The organism is Peribacillus sp. B2I2, from assembly GCF_041261685.1.
Lineage (GTDB): Bacteria > Bacillota > Bacilli > Bacillales > DSM-1321 > Peribacillus.
The window spans coordinates 5,416,724-5,435,719 of the sequence record NZ_JBGCCB010000001.1 but is presented as its reverse complement, the minus strand read 5'-3'; the positions used below and the strand labels follow the sequence as shown (position 1 = coordinate 5,435,719).

General features: G+C 42.0%; 23 protein-coding genes and 1 pseudogene. 15 read left to right on the top strand and 9 right to left on the bottom strand.

What is annotated here, in order from left to right; translation table 11 throughout:
* Positions 1-28 precede the first annotated feature (28 nt).
* The 4 genes from ybaK (at position 29) to ABIE66_RS27120 (ending at position 3,856) form a co-directional block, all read left to right on the top strand.
* Complete coding sequence (ybaK, locus tag ABIE66_RS27135; protein ID WP_289327100.1) at positions 29-505, top strand: Cys-tRNA(Pro) deacylase; 477 nt, start codon at positions 29-31, stop codon at positions 503-505.
* Between the two features lie 89 nt (positions 506-594).
* Positions 595-1,713, top strand: coding sequence for a PRK06851 family protein (locus tag ABIE66_RS27130; protein ID WP_289327099.1), 1,119 nt, complete (start codon positions 595-597; stop codon positions 1,711-1,713).
* A gap of 155 nt (positions 1,714-1,868) precedes the next feature.
* Complete coding sequence (locus ABIE66_RS27125; protein ID WP_289327098.1) at positions 1,869-2,735, top strand: Cof-type HAD-IIB family hydrolase; 867 nt, start codon at positions 1,869-1,871, stop codon at positions 2,733-2,735.
* A gap of 26 nt (positions 2,736-2,761) precedes the next feature.
* A complete protein-coding gene (locus tag ABIE66_RS27120; RefSeq protein WP_370016890.1) occupies positions 2,762-3,856 on the top strand; it encodes a PQQ-dependent sugar dehydrogenase in 1,095 nt (364 codons plus the stop codon).
* 105 nt (positions 3,857-3,961) lie between these two features.
* Here ABIE66_RS27120 and ABIE66_RS27115 read toward each other — a convergent pair whose 3' ends face one another.
* A complete protein-coding gene (locus tag ABIE66_RS27115) occupies positions 3,962-4,267 on the bottom strand; it encodes a hypothetical protein (RefSeq protein ID WP_370016889.1) in 306 nt (101 codons plus the stop codon).
* A gap of 57 nt (positions 4,268-4,324) precedes the next feature.
* Positions 4,325-4,477 (bottom strand): hypothetical protein, encoded by a 153-nt coding sequence (locus ABIE66_RS27110; RefSeq protein WP_370016888.1) that lies wholly within the window; start codon positions 4,475-4,477, stop codon positions 4,325-4,327.
* 165 nt (positions 4,478-4,642) lie between these two features.
* Between ABIE66_RS27110 and ABIE66_RS27105 the strand changes: the two genes are divergently transcribed.
* Both ABIE66_RS27105 and ABIE66_RS27100 read left to right on the top strand, forming a co-directional pair.
* The gene (locus ABIE66_RS27105) at positions 4,643-5,062 is read left to right on the top strand and encodes a MarR family winged helix-turn-helix transcriptional regulator (RefSeq protein ID WP_370016887.1); all 420 of its coding nucleotides are present in this window, start codon (positions 4,643-4,645) and stop codon (positions 5,060-5,062) included.
* An 18-nt stretch (positions 5,063-5,080) separates the two neighbouring features.
* Positions 5,081-6,286, top strand: a complete 1,206-nt coding sequence (locus ABIE66_RS27100) for an MFS transporter (RefSeq protein ID WP_289327092.1) — start codon at positions 5,081-5,083, stop codon at positions 6,284-6,286.
* 148 nt (positions 6,287-6,434) lie between these two features.
* Here the strand turns inward: ABIE66_RS27100 and bshB2 are convergent, their stop codons facing one another.
* The 3 genes from bshB2 to pdxK all read right to left on the bottom strand — a co-directional run bounded on the left by bshB2 (position 6,435) and on the right by pdxK (position 8,495).
* Positions 6,435-7,100 (bottom strand): bacillithiol biosynthesis deacetylase BshB2, encoded by a 666-nt coding sequence (gene bshB2 / locus ABIE66_RS27095; protein ID WP_289314261.1) that lies wholly within the window; start codon positions 7,098-7,100, stop codon positions 6,435-6,437.
* Between the two features lie 97 nt (positions 7,101-7,197).
* Positions 7,198-7,545: a YojF family protein gene (locus ABIE66_RS27090; protein ID WP_034315946.1), complete on the bottom strand. Its 348-nt coding sequence runs from the start codon at positions 7,543-7,545 to the stop codon at positions 7,198-7,200.
* A gap of 125 nt (positions 7,546-7,670) precedes the next feature.
* The gene (gene pdxK / locus ABIE66_RS27085) at positions 7,671-8,495 is read right to left on the bottom strand and encodes a pyridoxine/pyridoxal/pyridoxamine kinase (protein ID WP_289314263.1); all 825 of its coding nucleotides are present in this window, start codon (positions 8,493-8,495) and stop codon (positions 7,671-7,673) included.
* A 379-nt stretch (positions 8,496-8,874) separates the two neighbouring features.
* On the opposite strand from pdxK, the gene mobA reads away from it, so the two are divergent.
* Genes mobA through ABIE66_RS27065 form a run of 4 tightly spaced genes read left to right on the top strand, consistent with a single transcriptional unit; the run spans position 8,875 to position 11,244 of the window.
* Positions 8,875-9,510 carry a molybdenum cofactor guanylyltransferase gene (mobA, locus tag ABIE66_RS27080; protein WP_370016886.1) on the top strand — a complete coding sequence of 212 codons (636 nt, stop codon included), beginning with the start codon at positions 8,875-8,877 and terminating at the stop codon, positions 9,508-9,510.
* On the top strand, positions 9,500-9,964 hold the full coding sequence (locus tag ABIE66_RS27075; protein ID WP_370016885.1) for a molybdenum cofactor biosynthesis protein MoaE: 465 nt from the start codon (positions 9,500-9,502) through the stop codon (positions 9,962-9,964). Before mobA ends, ABIE66_RS27075 begins: the two co-directional genes overlap by 11 nt.
* Entirely contained in the window at positions 9,957-10,190 is a 234-nt protein-coding gene (gene moaD, locus ABIE66_RS27070) for a molybdopterin converting factor subunit 1 (protein ID WP_289314266.1), read from the top strand. The genes ABIE66_RS27075 and moaD overlap by 8 nt, the downstream gene beginning before the upstream one ends.
* A gap of 34 nt (positions 10,191-10,224) precedes the next feature.
* Positions 10,225-11,244, top strand: a complete 1,020-nt coding sequence (locus ABIE66_RS27065; RefSeq protein ID WP_370016884.1) for a MoeB/ThiF family adenylyltransferase — start codon at positions 10,225-10,227, stop codon at positions 11,242-11,244.
* Between the two features lie 100 nt (positions 11,245-11,344).
* On the opposite strand, the pseudogene ABIE66_RS27060 reads toward ABIE66_RS27065, so the two are convergent.
* Positions 11,345-11,666, bottom strand: a pseudogene (locus ABIE66_RS27060) (YflT domain-containing protein).
* Between the two features lie 136 nt (positions 11,667-11,802).
* Positions 11,803-13,236 carry a phospholipase D family protein gene (locus ABIE66_RS27055; protein WP_370016883.1) on the bottom strand — a complete coding sequence of 478 codons (1,434 nt, stop codon included), beginning with the start codon at positions 13,234-13,236 and terminating at the stop codon, positions 11,803-11,805.
* A gap of 150 nt (positions 13,237-13,386) precedes the next feature.
* Here ABIE66_RS27055 and ABIE66_RS27050 point away from each other — a divergent pair, with 150 nt between their 5' ends.
* The 3 genes from ABIE66_RS27050 to ABIE66_RS27040 all read left to right on the top strand — a co-directional run bounded on the left by ABIE66_RS27050 (position 13,387) and on the right by ABIE66_RS27040 (position 14,988).
* A complete protein-coding gene (locus ABIE66_RS27050) occupies positions 13,387-14,067 on the top strand; it encodes a uracil-DNA glycosylase (RefSeq protein WP_370016882.1) in 681 nt (226 codons plus the stop codon).
* 269 nt (positions 14,068-14,336) lie between these two features.
* Positions 14,337-14,594 carry a YwdI family protein gene (locus ABIE66_RS27045; RefSeq protein WP_289327084.1) on the top strand — a complete coding sequence of 86 codons (258 nt, stop codon included), beginning with the start codon at positions 14,337-14,339 and terminating at the stop codon, positions 14,592-14,594.
* 25 nt (positions 14,595-14,619) lie between these two features.
* Positions 14,620-14,988, top strand: a complete 369-nt coding sequence (locus tag ABIE66_RS27040) for a DUF423 domain-containing protein (RefSeq protein WP_054398573.1) — start codon at positions 14,620-14,622, stop codon at positions 14,986-14,988.
* Between the two features lie 107 nt (positions 14,989-15,095).
* Here the strand turns inward: ABIE66_RS27040 and gerQ are convergent, their stop codons facing one another.
* Together gerQ and hemQ are read right to left on the bottom strand one after the other, a co-directional pair.
* Complete coding sequence (gene gerQ / locus ABIE66_RS27035) at positions 15,096-15,635, bottom strand: spore coat protein GerQ (protein ID WP_289327083.1); 540 nt, start codon at positions 15,633-15,635, stop codon at positions 15,096-15,098.
* Between the two features lie 399 nt (positions 15,636-16,034).
* Positions 16,035-16,784: a hydrogen peroxide-dependent heme synthase gene (hemQ, locus tag ABIE66_RS27030; protein WP_370016881.1), complete on the bottom strand. Its 750-nt coding sequence runs from the start codon at positions 16,782-16,784 to the stop codon at positions 16,035-16,037.
* Between the two features lie 259 nt (positions 16,785-17,043).
* Between hemQ and pta the strand changes: the two genes are divergently transcribed.
* Together pta and lipL are read left to right on the top strand one after the other, a co-directional pair.
* Positions 17,044-18,030, top strand: coding sequence for a phosphate acetyltransferase (gene pta / locus ABIE66_RS27025; RefSeq protein ID WP_289327412.1), 987 nt, complete (start codon positions 17,044-17,046; stop codon positions 18,028-18,030).
* Between the two features lie 34 nt (positions 18,031-18,064).
* Positions 18,065-18,913 (top strand): octanoyl-[GcvH]:protein N-octanoyltransferase, encoded by an 849-nt coding sequence (gene lipL / locus ABIE66_RS27020; protein WP_289327081.1) that lies wholly within the window; start codon positions 18,065-18,067, stop codon positions 18,911-18,913.
* The last annotated feature ends 83 nt before the right edge of the window (positions 18,914-18,996 follow it).

Below are 18,996 nucleotides of genomic sequence, written 5' to 3'. Positions count from 1 at the left end.
TGAAGAAAACGATAAGGGGATTTATAATATGGGAGCAAGTAAAACGAATGCAATGCGAATTCTAGATAACAAACGTATAGAGTATGGCATGATGAGTTATGATGCCACCGATGGAAAAATCGACGGGATCACTGTTGCGGACAAAATTGGAAAAGCGCCAGAAACCGTTTTTAAAACGCTTGTTACCCATAACGGACCACAGCAGCTTTATGTATTCGTCATTCCTGTAGCCACCGAACTGGATTTGAAAAAAGCAGCGAAGGCGGCAGGGGCAAAAAAAATAGAAATGCTTGCAGTTAAAGACCTGCAAAAATACACAGGGTACATTCGGGGAGGCTGTTCCCCGATCGGAATGAAAAAGCAATACCCGACCTTTATCGATGAAAGTGCAGCAAACCTGCCTGAAATCATCGTAAGCGGAGGGAAGATCGGTACACAGATCGTTTTAAAACCGTCAGAATTCCTGGAGGTCACACAAGCGGAATCTGTAGGCCTAATAAAATAGACTGTTGACCTTTAGGCATTCACCTATTAGGTCTTTTCTGCATACGCTGTCTTGAAGTTCACATCTGTATTGTGAGGGAGAGTGTGAAAGTGACAGGAAAAGTGATGCATTATTTCGCTGGAGGCAATACGGCTAAAGGTTTTTATAGTTTATATGATTCCAATTTAGCAGGCCTGGAAAGATTATTCATATTAAAAGGCGGACCTGGTTCCGGTAAATCGACCATAATGAAAAAAATCGGCCAAGAATGGCTGGATAAAGACTATGATATCGAGTATTTACATTGTTCGTCCGATAATGATTCCATTGATGGCGTGATCATACCGGCTTTGAAAATCGGACTCGTGGATGGGACCGCGCCGCATGTGATTGAGCCGAAGGCACCTGGGGCCATTGAGGAATATGTCAATCTAGGAGCTGCCTGGAATTCCCAGCAGCTGGCTTCTGAAAGAGCCGCCATCATAAGATTGACGAATGCGAGAAGCAAGAGTTTTGAGAAGGCATATGCCCTATTCGCTGAAGCATTGAAGATACATGATGAATGGGAAGACATTTATAAAGCAAATATTGATTTCGCAAAATTGAACGGGTTGACCAATAAATTGATAGAAGGCTTTTATAGAGATATCATCCTCAATAAGAAGTCGGATGTTCGTCACCGATTCTTAGGGGCCGCTACACCAAAGGGTGCAGTTGATTTCATCCCCAATATTACTGAGGGAATACAAAAACGGTACTTTTTAAAGGGACGCCCAGGTTCAGGGAAATCAACGATGCTGAAGAAGATTGCAAAGGCTGCGGAACAAAGAGGCTTTGATGTGGAAGTATATCATTGCGGTTTCGATCCGCATAGCTTGGACATGGTAATTGTCCGGGAGGTAGGGATCGCCATTTTTGACAGCACATCTCCTCATGAATATTTCCCGAGTTGTGAAGGTGATGAAATCATTGATATATATAAAACGGCCATCCTGCCAGGAACGGACGAAATTTATGCTGATCAGTTAAAGGATGTTTCCTCCAGGTACCGGACGAAAATGAATGAAGCGACAGCCAGTCTGGCTAAAGCAAAAGAGTTGCATGACGAACTTGAAAAGATTTATGTAAAAGCGATGGACTTTACAGCCATCGATGACATTCAAAGAGACATCCACGAACAGATTATTGAACGGGCACAGGAAGTGGATAGCCAAACGATCCTGCATTAAAAAAACAAACTGCACCTAACTTAATTAGGTGCAGTTTATTTATATACATAATTGGATTAAGTCACACCAAGAATCGATATGGGTTTGTTAAACGTGTTTATCCACGCCGATTCGGTTAAAATAGGGATTATATTGAAAAGAAGGAGCCGGTTGAATTGATAAAGACGATTGCGATTGATATGGACGGAACATTGTTAAACAAAATGCAAAAGGTCAGTGAGGAAAATAAACATGCAATCCAGAGGGCGCAAAGTGAGGGAGTGGAAGTGATCATTGCTACTGGAAGATCTTATGTTGAAGCAAGGTTCGCTTTAGATGAAGCAGGAATCGTTTGCCCTGTAATCTGTGTAAATGGCGCTGCCCTCTTCACGGAGGATGGAAAGATTGCTGCTTCCAATCCAATGTCAGCTGCCACTGCTAAAATGGTCGCTGGATTCCTCGAAGAACAAGGGATTTATTTCGAAATATATACGAGTCAGGGGATTTATTCTAAAGACTATGAAAACGCAATATCAGCTTTGGTTGATGTATTCGTTACAGCCAATCCGGACATTGACCCTGAGAATATGCGGAAATATGCGGAGGAGCGTTTACAGCTTGGACAGGTAACTTCCATTTCCGATTATTCCGAGTTATTCAGCCATTCGAATGTGGAATATTATAAAATTCTCAGCTTCTCAAAAGATTTAAGTTTATTGAATCAAATTGCAACGAAATTGAAAGGACAGGGAGTTACAGTCACTTCATCAGGACGTGAAAATGTGGAAATCATGAGTGGGACAGCTCAAAAAGGTACGGCACTTGAAACATATGTGAATGAAAAATCCGGTTCGATGCAGGAAACCATGGCCATTGGGGATAATTATAATGATGTATCCATGTTTGAACGGGTAGGTTTGTCTGTCGCAATGGGAAATGCCCCGCTTGATATTCAAAAACTGTGTGATGAAGTAACAGGCAAGAATGATGAGTCCGGTGTAGCGGAGGCCATTTTAAAGGTACTTAAACAGTCAGCCTATTAAACTCATGAATCGGAAGGGGAAAAGTTTTGAAAAAATGGCTCTTATTTTTCCTTATGGCAACAATGACTTTAACTGGTTGTAACATGAATGAAGAGGACAGCAAAACCCAGCCGAATCCTGATAAAGAAGTGACGGGCACTTTAGGAGAAGATCCGGATGAGCTAGTAACGAACCTGAATATCCCATGGTCGATTCAGAAGGAAGGGGACACAATGTATGTCTCAGAGCGGACAGGAACCATCGTAGAATGGGACAAGGGTAAGATGACACGGCAAAAGGTCAACCTTAAAAAGACATTGTCTACAAAAGCGGAAGCTGGGTTACTTGGATTTTCGTTAACTCCCGATTTCGCTAAGAGCAGGCAAGCTTTCGCCTATTATACGTATGAAGAAGGCAGGGAATCCATCAATCGAATCGTCATTTTACAAAAAGATGATGATAAATGGCAGGAGATGGAGACCTTGATCGATGGCATACCAAGCGGGGAATTCCACCATGGTGGCCGAATCAAGATTGGACCGGACGATAAGCTATATGCAACAACAGGTGATGCAAGAAAGCCGGAGATCGCACAGGACATAGATTCTTTAGGCGGGAAGATTTTGCGCATGAATCTGGATGGCACCATTCCGAAAGATAATCCTTTCGGGAATTCATACGTCTATTCATACGGTCACCGCAATCCACAAGGTCTGGCGTGGGATGAAGCCGGACAATTGTATGAAAGTGAGCACGGCGATTCGGCTCACGATGAATTAAATAAGATCGATCCAGGTAAAAACTACGGCTGGCCAGAAATAGAAGGCGATGAGCAAAAACCTGGTATGGTAAATCCATTGATTCATTCCGGTGAAAATACATGGGCTCCTTCTGGAATGGCCTATTTTGACGGAAAGCTTTATTTTGCAGCATTAAGGGGCAAAGCGCTTAAGGGTTATGATGTACAGAGCGGAAAACTGACTAATATCATTACGGGCTCAGGAAGGATACGTGATGTTTTCGTAGATGGAGAATCCCTTTATTTCATAAGCAACAATACGGATGGCCGAGGAAATCCTGATGAAAAAGACGATAAGCTATATCGTTTGCCACTATCTCGGTTAAAAGGAAATATGCCCTGAAGTTATCAATGCGAAGGAGCTAAAAGACGGAGACGAGGTGTTTGTGATTCATGATAACACCGTTTCGAATGAGGTTGTCCAAGATCCATTGCATTATATTTAATATTATAGATGATTCTTCAATCTCTCGGGAAGCCTCGCTTTTAATAGCGGGGTTTCATTTTTTATATGGCCTCGAAGCATCGACCACAAAGAGCATGGCCCCATTTGACCCAACCTCACGAGTAAAAGCTCCAAATTCACGAGTAAAAGCGTGAAATTCACGAGTAAAAGCCGGAACCTCACGAGTAAAAGCGCGAAATTCACGAGTAAAAGCGCGAAATTCACGAGTAAAAGCGTGAACCTCACAAGTAAAAGCGCGAAATTCACGAGTGAAAGCCGGAACCTCACGAGTAAAAGCGCGAAATTCACGAGTAACGCCCAAATTCACGAGTAAAAGCGCGAACCTCACAAGTAAAAGCGCGAAATTCACGAGTAACGCCCAAACTCACGAGTAAAAGCGTGAACCTCACAAGTAAAAGCGCGAACCTCACGAGTAACGCCCAAACTCACGAGTAAAAGCGTGAACCTCACAAGTAAAAGCGCGAACCTCACGAGTAAAAGCTCCAAATTAACTACCAAACACGAGTAGCACGAAATAATGTGCACGAACTCCTGCAAAGGGTATCTTTTTGTTGTGTTAAACAGTGTACATGCATACAATTATTTTCGTTCATCAGAAGGCTAGACATTTCTAATGAATAGGTGTATAGTTACCTAGGTAACTAATTTACAGGAGGAATACCTTTGTCCTTTAATAATGGTTTTTTTCATCATAACTTACAATTTTCAAGGTCATTTACTAAAAAATTAAATGAACAATTGACCAAGGTTGATCTTTTTCATTCCCAATGGTCGATTGTATATTATCTGAATGAGTTTGGTTGTTCTACGCTTGTTGAAATAAGCAATTATCTAGATGTGGAGAAACCGACGGTAACGAGGACGGTAAACCGGTTGGAGGAACTTGGTTTGATTGAACAAATCCCAGGAAAAGATAAGCGGGAGCGGAGAATACAGTTAACGGAGTCAGGTGTAAGGACTTATCAAAAGGCCAAAAAGGTAGTTGAAGAATTTGAACTTCAATTAATGAGCGGTTTGGCTGAAGAGGATCGAGAGGCAACGTTACGAACGTTGATTTTCCTGAAGGAAAAATTAAAACAATAGTAAGGAAGAAGGATTGAAATGAATCACAAACCGAAATTGTGGACGAAAGACTTTCTGATTGTCTCGTCTGCGAACTTTTTTCTATTTTTAACTTTTTATGTTTTGATGGTGACATTGACCATTTACACGATTGATAACTTTCATGCGTCGCAAGCACAAGCGGGACTTGCCTCAAGTATTTTTGTCCTCGGGGCTGTGCTTGTCAGACCGATTGCAGGGAAAAAAATTGACAAGATCGGCCGCAGAAAAATGTTGCTTGGATCCTTGATTCTATTCCTGATCGCATCCATTGGCTATTTCCTGGTTAATAGTTTATCCCTATTATTGATCGATCGGCTTATTCACGGTTTTGCTTTTGGCCTTGCCACTACGGCAACTGGAACGATTGCTGCAGATATCATTCCGAATGAGAGACGCGGGGAAGGGACAGGTTACTTTGCCATGAGTACCAATTTGGCAATGGCGTTCGGTCCGTTTATTGGATTGCTGATCACACAGCATTTTAGTTATTCCATCATTTTCTATGCTGCCTCTTTATTTGCCGCGTTTTCTTTAGTGGCATCGTTATTCATGAATGTTCCTGAAGGAGAAAAAGGCAGAGCTTCACAACAAGAAGGATTTAAAATTAGTGATTACTTTGAAAAAAAAGCTCTGCCCATTTCCATTTTTATCGGATTTGCCGGATTTACCTATTCGAGCATTTTGTCGTATTTAACATCTTTTGCAAAGGAAATGGATTTAATGGATGCGGCAAGTTTTTTCTTTGTCGTATTTGCTGTATTCCTTTTGGCGTCCCGTCCGTTTACAGGAAGAATGTTTGATGTGAAGGGGGAGAATGCAGTCATTTATCCTTCGCTCTTACTATTTGCCGTGGGTATGGTGATTCTCAGCCAATCCCATCATGGTATTACGCTTCTGATTGCCGGTGCCTTTATCGGAGTGGGATATGGTACGTTCCAATCAAGCTGTCAAGCGATTTCCATTAAGGAAGCACCATCAAATCGGATGGGATTAGCCACATCCACGTTTTATACAATGTACGATTTTGGAATCGGTGTTGGCCCATTCCTTTTGGGATTCCTTATTCCATTTACCGGCTTCAAAGGGTTGTTCATAGGAATGTCTGTCTTGGCATTCGCTCTTATAGGGATTTACTTTTTCGCACATGGTAGAAAAGCCGCGGCAAGAAAGAAAATGCAGCGGGAAGAACGCTTGTCTGCTTAATTTTTTGAATATGCATGTATGAAATAATCAAAAATGGGGATGCTTATATTATGATTGATTTTCCAAAGTATCCCCCTTTTCTCCGCCTGTAATCCACAGGCGTTTTTTTTATGCCATAAACAAAAAAACCGCCTAATTGGCGGTTTCTTTAAAATTTATAGGTCCATAATCGTTCTTTGCGGATCCAGTCGAGAAAATCAGCATCCTGATTTTCGAATTTCTCTTTCCAATCGATCACCATTGCCTGCGTTTGCGAACGGTGGGCAGTGAATGTAGCTACCTTTTTTTCTTCGACGGCAGAGATATCATGGATGATGTCAGGCTGCCCTAACTCATCGATGCAGTTATTGGAGAACGCGACACAATGAAGTTTAGGTCTCTCTTTCTCTTCCATTCTTTCCACGGCCCGAACCACAGCCCGTGCTGTCGCTTCATGGTCTGGATGGACACTGTATCCCGGATAAAACGTTATGATCAATGAAGGATTCAATTCATTGATGGCTTCGGTAAATAATGAAGTCAGCTTTTCATCATCTTCGAATTCAATTGTCTTATCACGCAATCCAAGCATGCGCAAATCTTGGATGCCCATCGCATTTGCTGCATCAATTAATTCTTTTTTGCGAATTTTAGGGAGCGATTCCCTTGTTGCAAATGGAGGATTGCCTAAATTACGTCCCATTTCTCCTAAAGTTAAACATAAATAGGTGACAGGAGTGCCAGCTTCTCTATGGAGTGCCAGCGTTCCGGAGACCGAAAAGGCTTCATCATCGGGATGTGGGAATATAACTAATACATGACGTTCTTTTTCCAAGGTATATTTCTCCTTCCGTTCTACTTACAGTAAGTATGGTTATCGGTGAATGGGAGTTTTCATCGGAATTATATTATACATATCAAGCTAGTCGTGATCATTCAAAGGGAGTAGGGCTGAGCTGCATGGAGACAGCAAGTTTTCCGGAAAAATCAAGGCCTGCCAACAGCAATCTCCCTTGTTCATCCATTTCGAAGTGGTTGACGCCTTCAGCATATACCCAGCCAATATTGAGCTTCAAGCCGATGCGGTAGGGTCCATCCCCAACTATCTTCCCATGTTCATACTGGATAAAAGCATTACGAATATAAGCACCTGCCGAAAAGAAAGCTTCATCTACATGAGTGGCATAGGCGCCATTTGTCGTTTCAAGGTGAAGATATACATCTTGTCCGGCGAAAGAATCAATAGCATTTTGCACCTCTGTACGGTCTATAGGTTTCATTCTATAATTTCCTCCTTAACTGGGCGGCTAGATAAGCTTTTCCTTCTTTTCATTCTACTAAATAAAAACAAAAAAAGCGAAAAAGGCCGCTCGATGAATTTGAGCAGCCATTAAACTTTGGTCTATTATTTTGTGTTTTCAGCATTTCCATATTTATGGTATGCACCATGATTGACAGGTCCAACATAGTCATTCATCTTCCAAGAATGGCGAACCGCCTCGGTAATGAAGTCTTTTGAAATGAGGACAGCCTCACGCGGACTTTTCCCTTCAGCCAATTGAGCTGCAATGGCTGCTGACGATGAACAGCCGGCACCGTGTGTATTGGTTGTTTCGATTTTCTCGGATTCAAGGATCTCAAATTCTTTTCCATCATATAAAAGGTCGATGGCTTTGTCATAATCCAGTTTATTACCGCCTTTAATCAAGACATATTTTGCACCAAGTGCATGAATCTTTTCGGCTGCACCCTTCATATCATCGATCGTTTTGATAGGCGCTGTTCCTGCTAACTGAGCAGCCTCGAACAGGTTAGGCGTAACTACAGTTGCACGTGGAACAAGTAGTTCACGCAGGGCTACAGCTGTTTCAGGGTGCAATACTTCATCTTCACCTTTACATACCATAACTGGATCGATTACGACTTTGTCCAGTTTCAACTCGTCTATTTTACGGGCAACAAGTTCAATGATCTCCACTGATCCAAGCATTCCCGTTTTCATGGCATCAATGCCGATTGATAGAATCGTTTCGATTTGGGCTTCCAAAACCTCGACCGGTGTAGGGAATACATTATGGGACCAGCCGTTCTTGGGATCCATCGTAACGATTGTCGTTAAGGCGGACATACCGTAAACGCCGAATTCTTGAAATGTCTTTAAATCTGCTTGAAGACCCGCGCCGCCGCTCGAATCCGATCCGGCAACTGTCATAGCTCTTTTCATAGTCATTATGTGACCTCCTCAGGAGAATTGGATTTCGATATTATCAGCATACCAGATAATATGCTATTTTTAGAATATACCAAAATTTCTTTTATGTAAAACTTAGTTTCACCCTAAAATGAGTGCCTATAAGAAGGAGATGGAATGGCCTCGCATAAGCCATTTTTAAAATTGAAATAATACATGGATTTCAGGAAATTGGATAGATGGGCCGCCTGCTTTTAAGCTTTGAATCCTATTTTCCATCTTTTGATATACAAAGCAAAGTTTGTGAAAGTGTCATTATTTTGAAAATTGATTTAAAATATTTAAATATAGTGGACATATTTATTATAGCTTTACCGTTGGATGCTAGATTAAACCCCAAAAAGGGAGGGTGATACGTATGGAGTGGACAATGTTGCTGTTAGCTGGTGGGAAATCAAGCCGTATGGGAGTGAATAAGGCCCTGTTGACCATAGGTGGCGTTGTGAACATTTCAAGAGTGGCATCCGTATTGAAAAAGGTATCAGAAAACATTCTGGTCATTACGAATACATTTGAAGATTATCGTTTTCTGCAACTTCCGTTAATACCGGATTTACATAAAGATCAAGGACCACTTGGGGGATTGCATGCAGGGATGGCCTCCTCGAAAACGGAGCTCCAATTCCTTACAGCCTGTGATATGCCGTTTGTGAGTGCAGCTGCCATAAATGATATCATATCCTATTATGAACCTGAATTCGATGCTGTCATTCCGGAGATAAATGGCAGGATTCAGCCGCTTTTTGCTGTTTATCATAAAAGATGTCTTCCTGTACTGACAGAATGTTTATTGAAAAACGAATTAAAAATGAGTCTGTTTTTGGAAAAGATTTCGGTGAAAATCATGAAGGAAAGCGACTTTAAGATATATCATGAAAATCCTGAACATTTTCAATACCTTTTTTTCAATATGAATACGAGGGAAGATTATCAAGAGGCAGGTTATATTAGCCAAACCGAATTATATATAAAGGATGGTAGACATGAATTATAAAATTTCAAAAGGGCCGATTGTCATCCAGGAAGTGATTGATAAAGTAGTAGAGAGGAATGCAGGTGCCGTCACGACCTTTATTGGTACAGTGAGGGAAATGACGAAAGGAAAAAAGACCCTCTTCTTAATTTACGAAGCATATGAACCGATGGCCATCAAGAAATTAGAGCAAATCGGATCTGAGATCAAGGAGCGTTGGCCTGATGCAGAAACGGCAATCACCCATCGTGTAGGTAAACTTGAAATCACGGATATCGCAGTCGTAATTGCCGTTAGTACGCCACATCGAAATGATGCATATGAGGCAAACAGGTATGCAATTGAAAGAATTAAAGAAATCGTCCCGATTTGGAAAAAAGAACATTGGGAAGATGGGGAGACATGGGTCGGAAACCAGTTGGAAACCGTTTCATATCCAAAAGGAAAACCGGAAGAGGTGGATATCAATGATTAATGTACTTTTATTTGCCCAATTGAAAGATGCGTTAGGCAAAGAGACTCTTTCTATAGAAGGAAATGGAATGAGTGTGGCCCAGCTAAAAGGGAAGATGAGGGTGGAATTTCAATTGGAAGGTCTTGAATCCGTGATGACAGCGGTCAATGAAGAATTTGCCGACGATGACACGGTTCTATCTGATGGAGATACAGTAGCTTTCATTCCACCTGTCAGCGGAGGCTGAGAGAATCGGATTGAATTGGAGGGGAGGGTTTACAGTGAAAGAGCGTTATTCAAGACAGACTTTATTCGCCCCCATTGGTGAAGGCGGCCAATTGAAAATCTTGAAGAAGCATGTCTTACTTCTAGGGGCAGGGGCTTTGGGATCTGCTAACGCCGAGGCCCTTACTCGTGCGGGAGTAGGGAAGCTTACGATTGTCGACAGGGATTATGTGGAGACTAGTAATTTACAGCGCCAACAAATGTATACGGAACGGGATGTCGAGGAGAATCTGCCAAAAGCAGAAGCGGCAAAGCGTCATTTATTTGAAATCAATCATGAAGTTGAAGTGAATGCCATCATCATGGATGCAACCGCCCAGAACCTTGAACAGCTGCTTGGTGATGTTGATTTGATATTGGATGCGACCGATAATTTTGAGACACGGATGATTATAAATGATTTGTCACAAAAGCTTCAAATACCTTGGATTTATGGGGCATGTGTGGGGAGTGTGGGCATGACTTTGACCATTCTTCCCGGACAGACGCCATGTTTGCACTGTTTACTTAAATCTATCCCCATTCAAGGAATGACCTGTGACACAGGAGGAATCATATCGCCAGCTGTAACGATGGTAGTGGCACACCAAACTGCCGAAGCTTTGAAAATCCTTGTTGAAGACTGGAAATCGGTTCGACCTGCACTTGTTACTTTTGATCTGTGGAGGAATCAATACCAAACCGTTCGATTAACAAAAGCTAAAAAGAAAGATTGTCTCTCTTGCGGAGATCAGAGGACATATCCCTTTTTAACTATGGAAAACGCAACGAAAACTGCGGTTCTTTGCGGAAGGGATACTGTACAGGTAAGACCGCCAAAACCTTTGAAACTTCAACTCGATAAATTAGCCAAGGAACTGAATGGCAGCGGCTATTTGGTAAAATTCAATCCATTTCTACTCTCTTGTGAAAAAGCCGAGGAACGTATTGTCATTTTCAAGGATGGCCGGGCGTTGATTCACGGCACGAAGGACATGGTCCATGCAAAGGCCACGTACCAAAGAATTCTGGGTTAATGAATATAAAAAATGAGGCTGCCGATTAAGGAGCCTCGTTTTTTATGAATCCATATAGGGTAATGGTTTTCGGGTATTAGTGTGTAACCCCGCTTTTTTCTTATTTGGAAGCAACGATGACGACTTTTCCTTCGTCAAGCACTTCCTCGTAACGTTCTGCCTCCATATCACTAAGGCCAAGGTTGCTCATTCGATTACGAAGTTCATCGCCGCGTGATTTAAAGAGATTTCCAACGGAATCAAGGAAACCTTGTTCCTTCATGCCTACATCTTCTGTATTTGTATTCTCGGTTAGGTGTTTTTGAACGGTTTTTATCATGGGCAAACAAATATACATCGTCCTTCGTATAACCTGATGTGACTAGTTCATCGATTTTTTCCTTTGCTTGTAAACCGTTTTCTACTACATGTACTTGATACATATAAACTCCTCCTTGAATTTCAGTGTAAGATTCTCTTGGATATAGGTAAATGGAATCTTGCTTATTACAGTTCTTGATTGGCTATAGTAGTATATAACCTTATTTGGTTACTGATAAACATTTATACCGAATTTATTCAGTAAGTGGTGAAGCGGAACACCTTCTGGATGCGGTAGGTCAAGTATTTGAAGACAGGCAGTTTCTTCTGATATTCACTGTAATCAACGGTGTATGTTCCATTTTGATTTGTCCATAGTCTTTGAAAATAGCTATCGACATCATTAGAAACGTCCGCATCATTTGGAGCATGGATTTCAACATTGGCTTCAAGGTTATAGTCATCTAGATTACGTGATGTATAATTAGCCGATCCTCCAAGAATAATCGTTTCATTAGCCTTTTGGATCATCATCAACTTTGTATGGAACTGTTCTTTATCTGTTTTGTACCAGCGGATCGAGATATTTTCATCCCCAAGTTTTTCGAATTCAGCGGCAACTGGAAGATTAGGAAGCCCGATTTTCTCACTTCCGAAAGCATTTTGATTCGGATCCAATATCATTTGGATCTTTACACCACGTTTAGCTGCATCGGTTAATGCTTCGACAACATCACGATCGGCAATGTAGAACATGGCAAGATGGATCTTGTCGCCTTTTTCTGCATCCTTTATTACTTTAAGGACATGTTTATTGATTTTTCCTTCCGTTAGCAATTGTACCGATATCGGTCCTTTATCTGCTGATGCCCCTTTGAACTCAGGAAATGACTTTGGACCTCCCGAGAATTTCGAAGCTGCTTCTTCGGCTTTAACAAAGTCGCCGATGATATTCCCATCCATCTGAAACGCAATATTGGAATGGAATCCACTTGCGTCATGAGGATTGGCAGAAGAGATGATGGCCGTTTTTTCGGTAGCGACCACTTTTCTATGATTGGCCTTAATATTCATCAGTCTAAGATAAGAACGAAAGGTGACCTTTGGTGCGCTTTTAGCCATTGGATTCACAATCCATCCTTTCCCGCTTTCACCGAACCATTGGAAAAAGGTCCGATACACACCTGAATAGAGGGGATTCGGATCCCGAAGCCGGTCTAAGTTGGTAACGATGACATCAATGCCATTTTTCTTCATCGTTTCCAATGCCTCTAACTGGTAGGCATTATAGGAAGTATTCACTTCATCAGTAATGAAGATAACCTGGAGGTCAGGTTTCTTTTTCTTCTGTTCAACCAGTTTATCCTTCAGATTCTCGGTTAACTTCGGGAAGTTTATCTTTTCATCATAAAAAGCATTAAACAAAAACATATCGATTACGATAAAAGAATCAGCGTCTTCTATGGCTTGATTTATGGTTTGGAAAATTCGCTGCTCATGTTGCAGATTCCCTTGTTCATCATGATAGGAAAGGTCATAGATGAAATCAATATCCTCGACATGATGAACCTTCCCTTCATAAGAAATGCCATCAGGGAGAGGCTTGTAGCTGTTATAGACGATTACGGCCGTAATGACGATCAAAATGCAGACAAGCAGATAAAACCGTTTTCTTTTATACCATTTTTTCATAGGGAATCCTCCAACATGGATAAATTGCTTGCTAACTATCTATTTTCCCACATAGGGGTATATAGAAACATAAATCTTAATCTATGGAAAAAGGTAAGGCGATTAGTTTGATATAATATAGTTTCAAAAGGTTGAAAGGGGCTGTGGCACATGGAAAAGCAGTTATTAACAAATGATTGGTGGCCTCTATTGGAAGAGGAATTCAAAAAAACATATTACCAGGAGCTAAGGGAATTTATAAAGCAGGAGTACAGTCAGCAAGTCATTCACCCGGATCAAGATGATATCTTCAATGCGCTTCACTATACCTCTTATGAAGACGTAAAGGTTGTCATCCTTGGACAGGACCCTTATCATGGCCCGGATCAAGCGCATGGCCTTAGTTTTTCAGTTAAGCCGGAGGTTCGCATCCCGCCTTCTTTAAGAAATATCTTTAAAGAGTTACACACTGATCTAGGATATGAGGCTCCTGATAATGGTTACCTTGTTGAATGGGCGGGACAGGGGGTGCTTCTATTGAACACAGTCTTGACTGTCCGCGAGGGAGAGGCTCATTCACACCGAGGAAAAGGATGGGAAAATTTCACGAATCAAGTTATTCGCCTATTGAATGAACGTCCGAAACCGGTTGTATTCATCCTGTGGGGGAAACCTGCTCAATCCAAAATCCCTTTGATTGATGAAACCCGTCATAGAATCATTAAGTCCGTCCATCCTAGTCCGCTGTCTGCCTCCCGTGGTTTCTTTGGCAGCAAACCTTTTTCCAAAACAAATCAGTTACTGGTGGAAATGGGGGAATTCCCAATTGATTGGAAAATCTCGAAGCGATGATATGGGCAAGAAAAAGGAACGGGTGAATTGTATGGCGTGCTGTCATTTCTATATAACTTGGGATCCCAGGTTTCCAAAGGGCTGCCGTGCGTTTCAATTCAAAACATCAAACCTGCCCTCTCTTGAGGTCTTTCGTTCTTCAGGACAACCATGCTTGAAATTTCACTCCAAGCCAATTAAAAAGTAGGGATATGCAAGGTGTTTTCTTCTCTGATTTTTGCTATGCTAGTTATGAAAGTTTTGACCTGTAAATAGACGAGGTGGTAAAGGTGGATATTTCATCAAGACAAATGTTAGATAAAATCGAAGAGCTTGTTTTGAAAGCGAAACAGGCAAATTCAGAAGATAAGGTGCAGGGGTATGTAATTGCCATTAAGTCCCTTTGTGAAGTAATGGTTGATGAAAAGGCTGGGAACATCAGCATCCCGAAGCCAATCACATTGAGCCAGCCCGTTATGTCGGCTACATCGAATGTAGAACCGGTTAAAATGGAAGAAGCCAATGGGGAATCCTTGTTTGATTTTTAAATTAGAGTAGGGGAGCGAAATCATAGTGAAACTGTTCATCATTTTAGGTGCATTGAATGGGTTTATTGCTGTAGCACTAGGTGCATTCGGTGCACACGGACTGGAAGGGAAAATTCCTGATAAATATTTAGAAACATGGCAAACCGCTGTTCAATATCAAATGTTCCATGCGGTGGGTTTATTAGTGCTTGGTTTATTGGCTGGGAAGATTTCAAGTCCGCTAATCAACTGGTCCGGCTGGCTCATGCTAATAGGAATCATCCTGTTTTCCGGTAGTCTATTCGTTCTTAGCGTTACGCAAATCAAGGTCCTGGGAGCAATCACACCGCTTGGCGGAGTCTCATTCTTGGTTGCTTGGGTCCTAATGATCATTGCTGCATATAAATACTTGTAATGAAGACAGCTGATCTTCTTAAGTCAGCTTAATTAGAAAAGTCACCCCCAATAAAGAAGAGCCTCAAAATCAAATAGATTCTGAGGCTCTTCTTTATGGAAGTTTCTTCACCTTGGCGGATAGGTGGCAAGCCCAGCGCCTCCAAATGGATAGTCATATTCGATTTCCTCATCAAACGTTACATAATCTAAGTATACCATCGGAATTAAGTATCGTTTTCCCGTTTCAGGGTCGCTTATGATCAAATGATCGCGTCCTGCAGCCTCGATGATTCCTTTGAAGATCACTGCATTCCATTCCGTGTTGTTTTCAAACGTGGTATAAACAGTGGCTAATTTCCCTTTATTCAAACGCAAAATGTTCTCGATGTACGACGCTTCGACCGGTAGCATGCCAGGTATCTGTGGTCCGGAAGTGCCTCCGTTCATCATCATGGGCACTTGTTGTTGCGTGCCTCCATTCATCGTCATGGGCACTTGTTGTTGCGTGCCTCCATTAGTGGGCATTTGTGGCTGTTGGTATGCTTGCTGCTGGTAACCCTGTTGCGGGTTAGGATTCTGCTGCCGCAGGTTAGGCTCATTATTTTCATAGGGGTAATAGGGGCTTCCTCCGTACGGGTAATTACCATAAGGATTATTTTGTGACATTGCATTCCCTCCTAAAAGGTTTATTTGATTTTGTGGAATTTGGACAATCCGAGAGTGTGGAATGGGAGAAACAGTGCGATTTATAGCGACCGGTAGTTCTGGATAATCCCCGGGTGGCTTAAAAAACCACAATGAATTTGAGTGATACGTAACGGTTGCCGTTCATGTTTTAATTCGAACCCTCTTGTCTGCTAATGAATGGAAGTAACGTTCCTTCACCTCGCTGAAGTCAGGAATTGCCTTGTTAATTTTCCTGAAGCTGAATGGGACTGTGAAAAAATAAATTCATCACTATTGAAAATGTATGGGATATGCATTGGTTTTATTCCAAAGATGGGGAAAAATAAAAAGGAGTGGACGCAAAAGGAAAAAGCTTCCGGAAACCGGAAGCTCATCGTCTTATACGTATAAGAAAGAAGGTACGTTTTCTTCCGGCAGGATATTGCCTACAAAGAAAGAACCAAATGCAGCGTATCGTGCACTCACTTCATCAAAACGCATTTCATAGATCAATTTTTTAAATTGAAGGACATCATCCGCGAATAGTGTAACGCCCCATTCATAATCGTCAAAACCGACAGAACCGGAAATGATTTGTTTTACTTTACCGGCATAACTGCGGCCAATCAAGCCGTGGGAACGCATTAAGCCTTTGCGTTCTTCCATGGAAAGCATATACCAGTTATCATCTCCATCACGACGCTTGTCCATTGGATAGAAGCATACATGTTTCGCTTTTGGAAGTATCGGATAAAGTCTAGAACGAACATGAGGGTTCTGATAAGGGTCCTCACCATCTCCACTTGCCAAGTAATTGCTTAATTCCACGACGGAAACGTATGAATAAGCGGGGATTGTATACTCGGCAAGCTTGGTTTTGTTGAATTCATTTTCAATTACATTCAATTCTTCCATGGTTGGGCGGGCAAACATTAGCATGAAGTCCGCTTTTTGACCAACGATGGAATATAGGGCATGGCTGCCTTCGTTGTCGCTTTGTGTCATATTCCATTTATCCAGTAAACCTTGGAATTCTGAGATAGCCAATTGGCGTTCGTCACTTGATAAGGTTTTCCAAGAAGCCCAGTCGATCAGACGGAAGTCATGTAAACAATACCAGCCATCCAGTGTTTGTGCTGCTTCACTCATTACGATCACTCCTAAGTCTTATTATAACTTTAATATATCATAGTTTCAGTATAAGGAAATTTATATCAACCCGCAAACACCATCACTGTTTTTCGGTGTTCAAACAAATTTCAAATTTACGGAATGGTTGGTGACCAAAGTGGCTGGAATTTACCTAGCTGCTAGAGTATTCTTAAAAGAAGACGACTATGGAATTCTTGCCGAATGGTTAAATATAGGAAAAACAGGGGAAACGTATCTAAAAAAGGAGGAAGAGCCAGTGAGTGATTTATTTGAAATTTTGGAATCAAAAGTTATGGGGCATAATTTAAAGATCGTTTTTCCAGAAGGGTTGGATGAACGGATTTTGGGAGCGGCAGGCAGGCTTGCCAAAGCTAAACTGGTGACACCTGTATTGATCGGGGATATCGGGTTGATTCAAGAGAAGGCAAAGGATTTGAAAATCTCCCTTGATGCAATCGAAATATATGATCCGAAGAATTATATCATGATGGATGAAATGGTTGAAGCGTTTGTGAAGGTCCGTGAAGGTAAAGAGACTGATATACAAGCACGTGAAATCTTAAAGGATGAGAACTATTTTGGAACCATGCTCGTCCATATGAAACTGGCACATGGAATGGTGAGTGGTGCAACGCATTCGACTGCCGATACGGTTCGCCCCGCCCTAAGGATCATCAAGACAAAGCCAGGCGTCCAAAAAACATCGGGTGTATTCATCATGGTCCGGGAAGAAGAAAAATATGTCTTCGCGGATTGTGCGATAAATATAAACCCTGATTCCCAGGACCTGGCCGAAATCGCAATCGAAAGTGCGAAGACTGCACTAATGTTCGATATCGAACCGCGTGTGGCTATGTTGAGCTTTTCTACGAAGGGGTCGGCAAAATCACCCGAGACGCTAAAAGTAGTCGATGCCGTCGAATTGGCAAAAGAAATGGATCCTGAAATCATTTTGGATGGGGAATTTCAGTTTGACGCGGCTTTTGTTCCTTCGGTAGCAAGAAAAAAAGCACCGGATTCCCTTATTCAGGGGGATGCGAATGTTTTTATTTTCCCAAGCCTCGAAGCAGGGAACATTAGCTACAAGATGGTACAGCGCTTGGGTGGCTTCGAAGCGGTCGGCCCGATCCTTCAGGGGCTGAACCGTCCTGTAAATGACCTTTCGAGGGGATGCAGTGAAGAGGATGTATATAAGCTGGCAGTCATTACAGCGGCACAGGGGATTGTGGCGCAGTATCAATAGGCCGCTTGAGGATAAAAAGTAGAGGGAGATTCGTATGAGTGAAACAGATTCATTATTAATGCAACAAGAGTGGCGGGTTATTGATCAATCCTCCGTTGGACCTCAGTTTCCTGCTCTAGAGTCCTTTGCGATGGATGATACATTTTGCGCTTCCGTAGGGTCAGGTAAATCAGCAGCCGTAGCAAGAGCGTGGGTACACCATCGAACCATCGTCCTGGGTATACAGGATACGAAGTTGCCCTTCCTTAAAAAGGGTTTGGATCATTTAAAAGAACATGATCATCAGGCCATTGTAAGGAATTCCGGAGGGCTGGCAGTCGTGCTGGATGAGGGGGTCCTGAATTTTTCGCTCATTTTTCCTGAAAATGAGCGAAAAATTGAAATCAATCGTGGATATGATGCGATGTGGGAGCTTGTCCAATTGATGTTTTCCGATTTCCCAGTCACTATGGAGGCAAGGGAAATCGTCGGTTCCTATTGTCCTGGAAGTTATGATTTAAGTATAAATGGGCAGAAGTTTGCGGGTATATCCCAACGCAGGATTCGTAATGGCGTAGCGGTGCAAATCTATTTGTGTGTTAATGGAAGCGGGGCTGAACGTGCCAGTCTCGTTAAGGGTTTTTATGATGCAGCTAAAGGAAATGCAGAAACCAAATTCGTTTATCCTGATATCGTCCCTTCGGTAATGGCATCCCTTACAGAATTATTGGGCGTGCAATTGAGTGTTCAGGATGTGATGCTCAGATTCCTTCATGTCTTGAAGGAACATAGCGGAAAGATATTCTCTGACACTCTTTCTGTTCAGGAATGGCCGTTATATGAGGCATACTTGACAAGAGTGGTGGAACGCAATGATAAAGTATTCGATTCAATAAAGGATTGATATGCAAAAGGCTGTTCCTGTGTCAGGGACGGCCTTTTGCATGTAATACGACTTTAGCATTCACTGAAACTGTAAAAGGGATT

Excerpts from the sequence above, each read along its gene's own strand:
- ybaK (WP_289327100.1), top strand. The coding sequence starts at position 29 with ATGGGAGCAAGTAAAACGAATGCAATGCGAATTCTAGATAACAAACGT.
- ABIE66_RS27100 (WP_289327092.1), top strand. The coding sequence starts at position 5,081 with ATGAATCACAAACCGAAATTGTGGACGAAAGACTTTCTGATTGTCTCG.
- ABIE66_RS27090 (WP_034315946.1), bottom strand. The coding sequence starts at position 7,545 with ATGAAACCTATAGACCGTACAGAGGTGCAAAATGCTATTGATTCTTTC.
- pdxK (WP_289314263.1), bottom strand. The coding sequence starts at position 8,495 with ATGACTATGAAAAGAGCTATGACAGTTGCCGGATCGGATTCGAGCGGC.
- mobA (WP_370016886.1), top strand. The coding sequence starts at position 8,875 with ATGGAGTGGACAATGTTGCTGTTAGCTGGTGGGAAATCAAGCCGTATG.
- ABIE66_RS27075 (WP_370016885.1), top strand. The coding sequence starts at position 9,500 with ATGAATTATAAAATTTCAAAAGGGCCGATTGTCATCCAGGAAGTGATT.
- moaD (WP_289314266.1), top strand. The coding sequence starts at position 9,957 with ATGATTAATGTACTTTTATTTGCCCAATTGAAAGATGCGTTAGGCAAA.
- ABIE66_RS27055 (WP_370016883.1), bottom strand. The coding sequence starts at position 13,236 with ATGAAAAAATGGTATAAAAGAAAACGGTTTTATCTGCTTGTCTGCATT.
- ABIE66_RS27050 (WP_370016882.1), top strand. The coding sequence starts at position 13,387 with ATGGAAAAGCAGTTATTAACAAATGATTGGTGGCCTCTATTGGAAGAG.
- gerQ (WP_289327083.1), bottom strand. The coding sequence starts at position 15,635 with ATGTCACAAAATAATCCTTATGGTAATTACCCGTACGGAGGAAGCCCC.
- hemQ (WP_370016881.1), bottom strand. The coding sequence starts at position 16,784 with ATGAGTGAAGCAGCACAAACACTGGATGGCTGGTATTGTTTACATGAC.
- lipL (WP_289327081.1), top strand. The coding sequence starts at position 18,065 with ATGAGTGAAACAGATTCATTATTAATGCAACAAGAGTGGCGGGTTATT.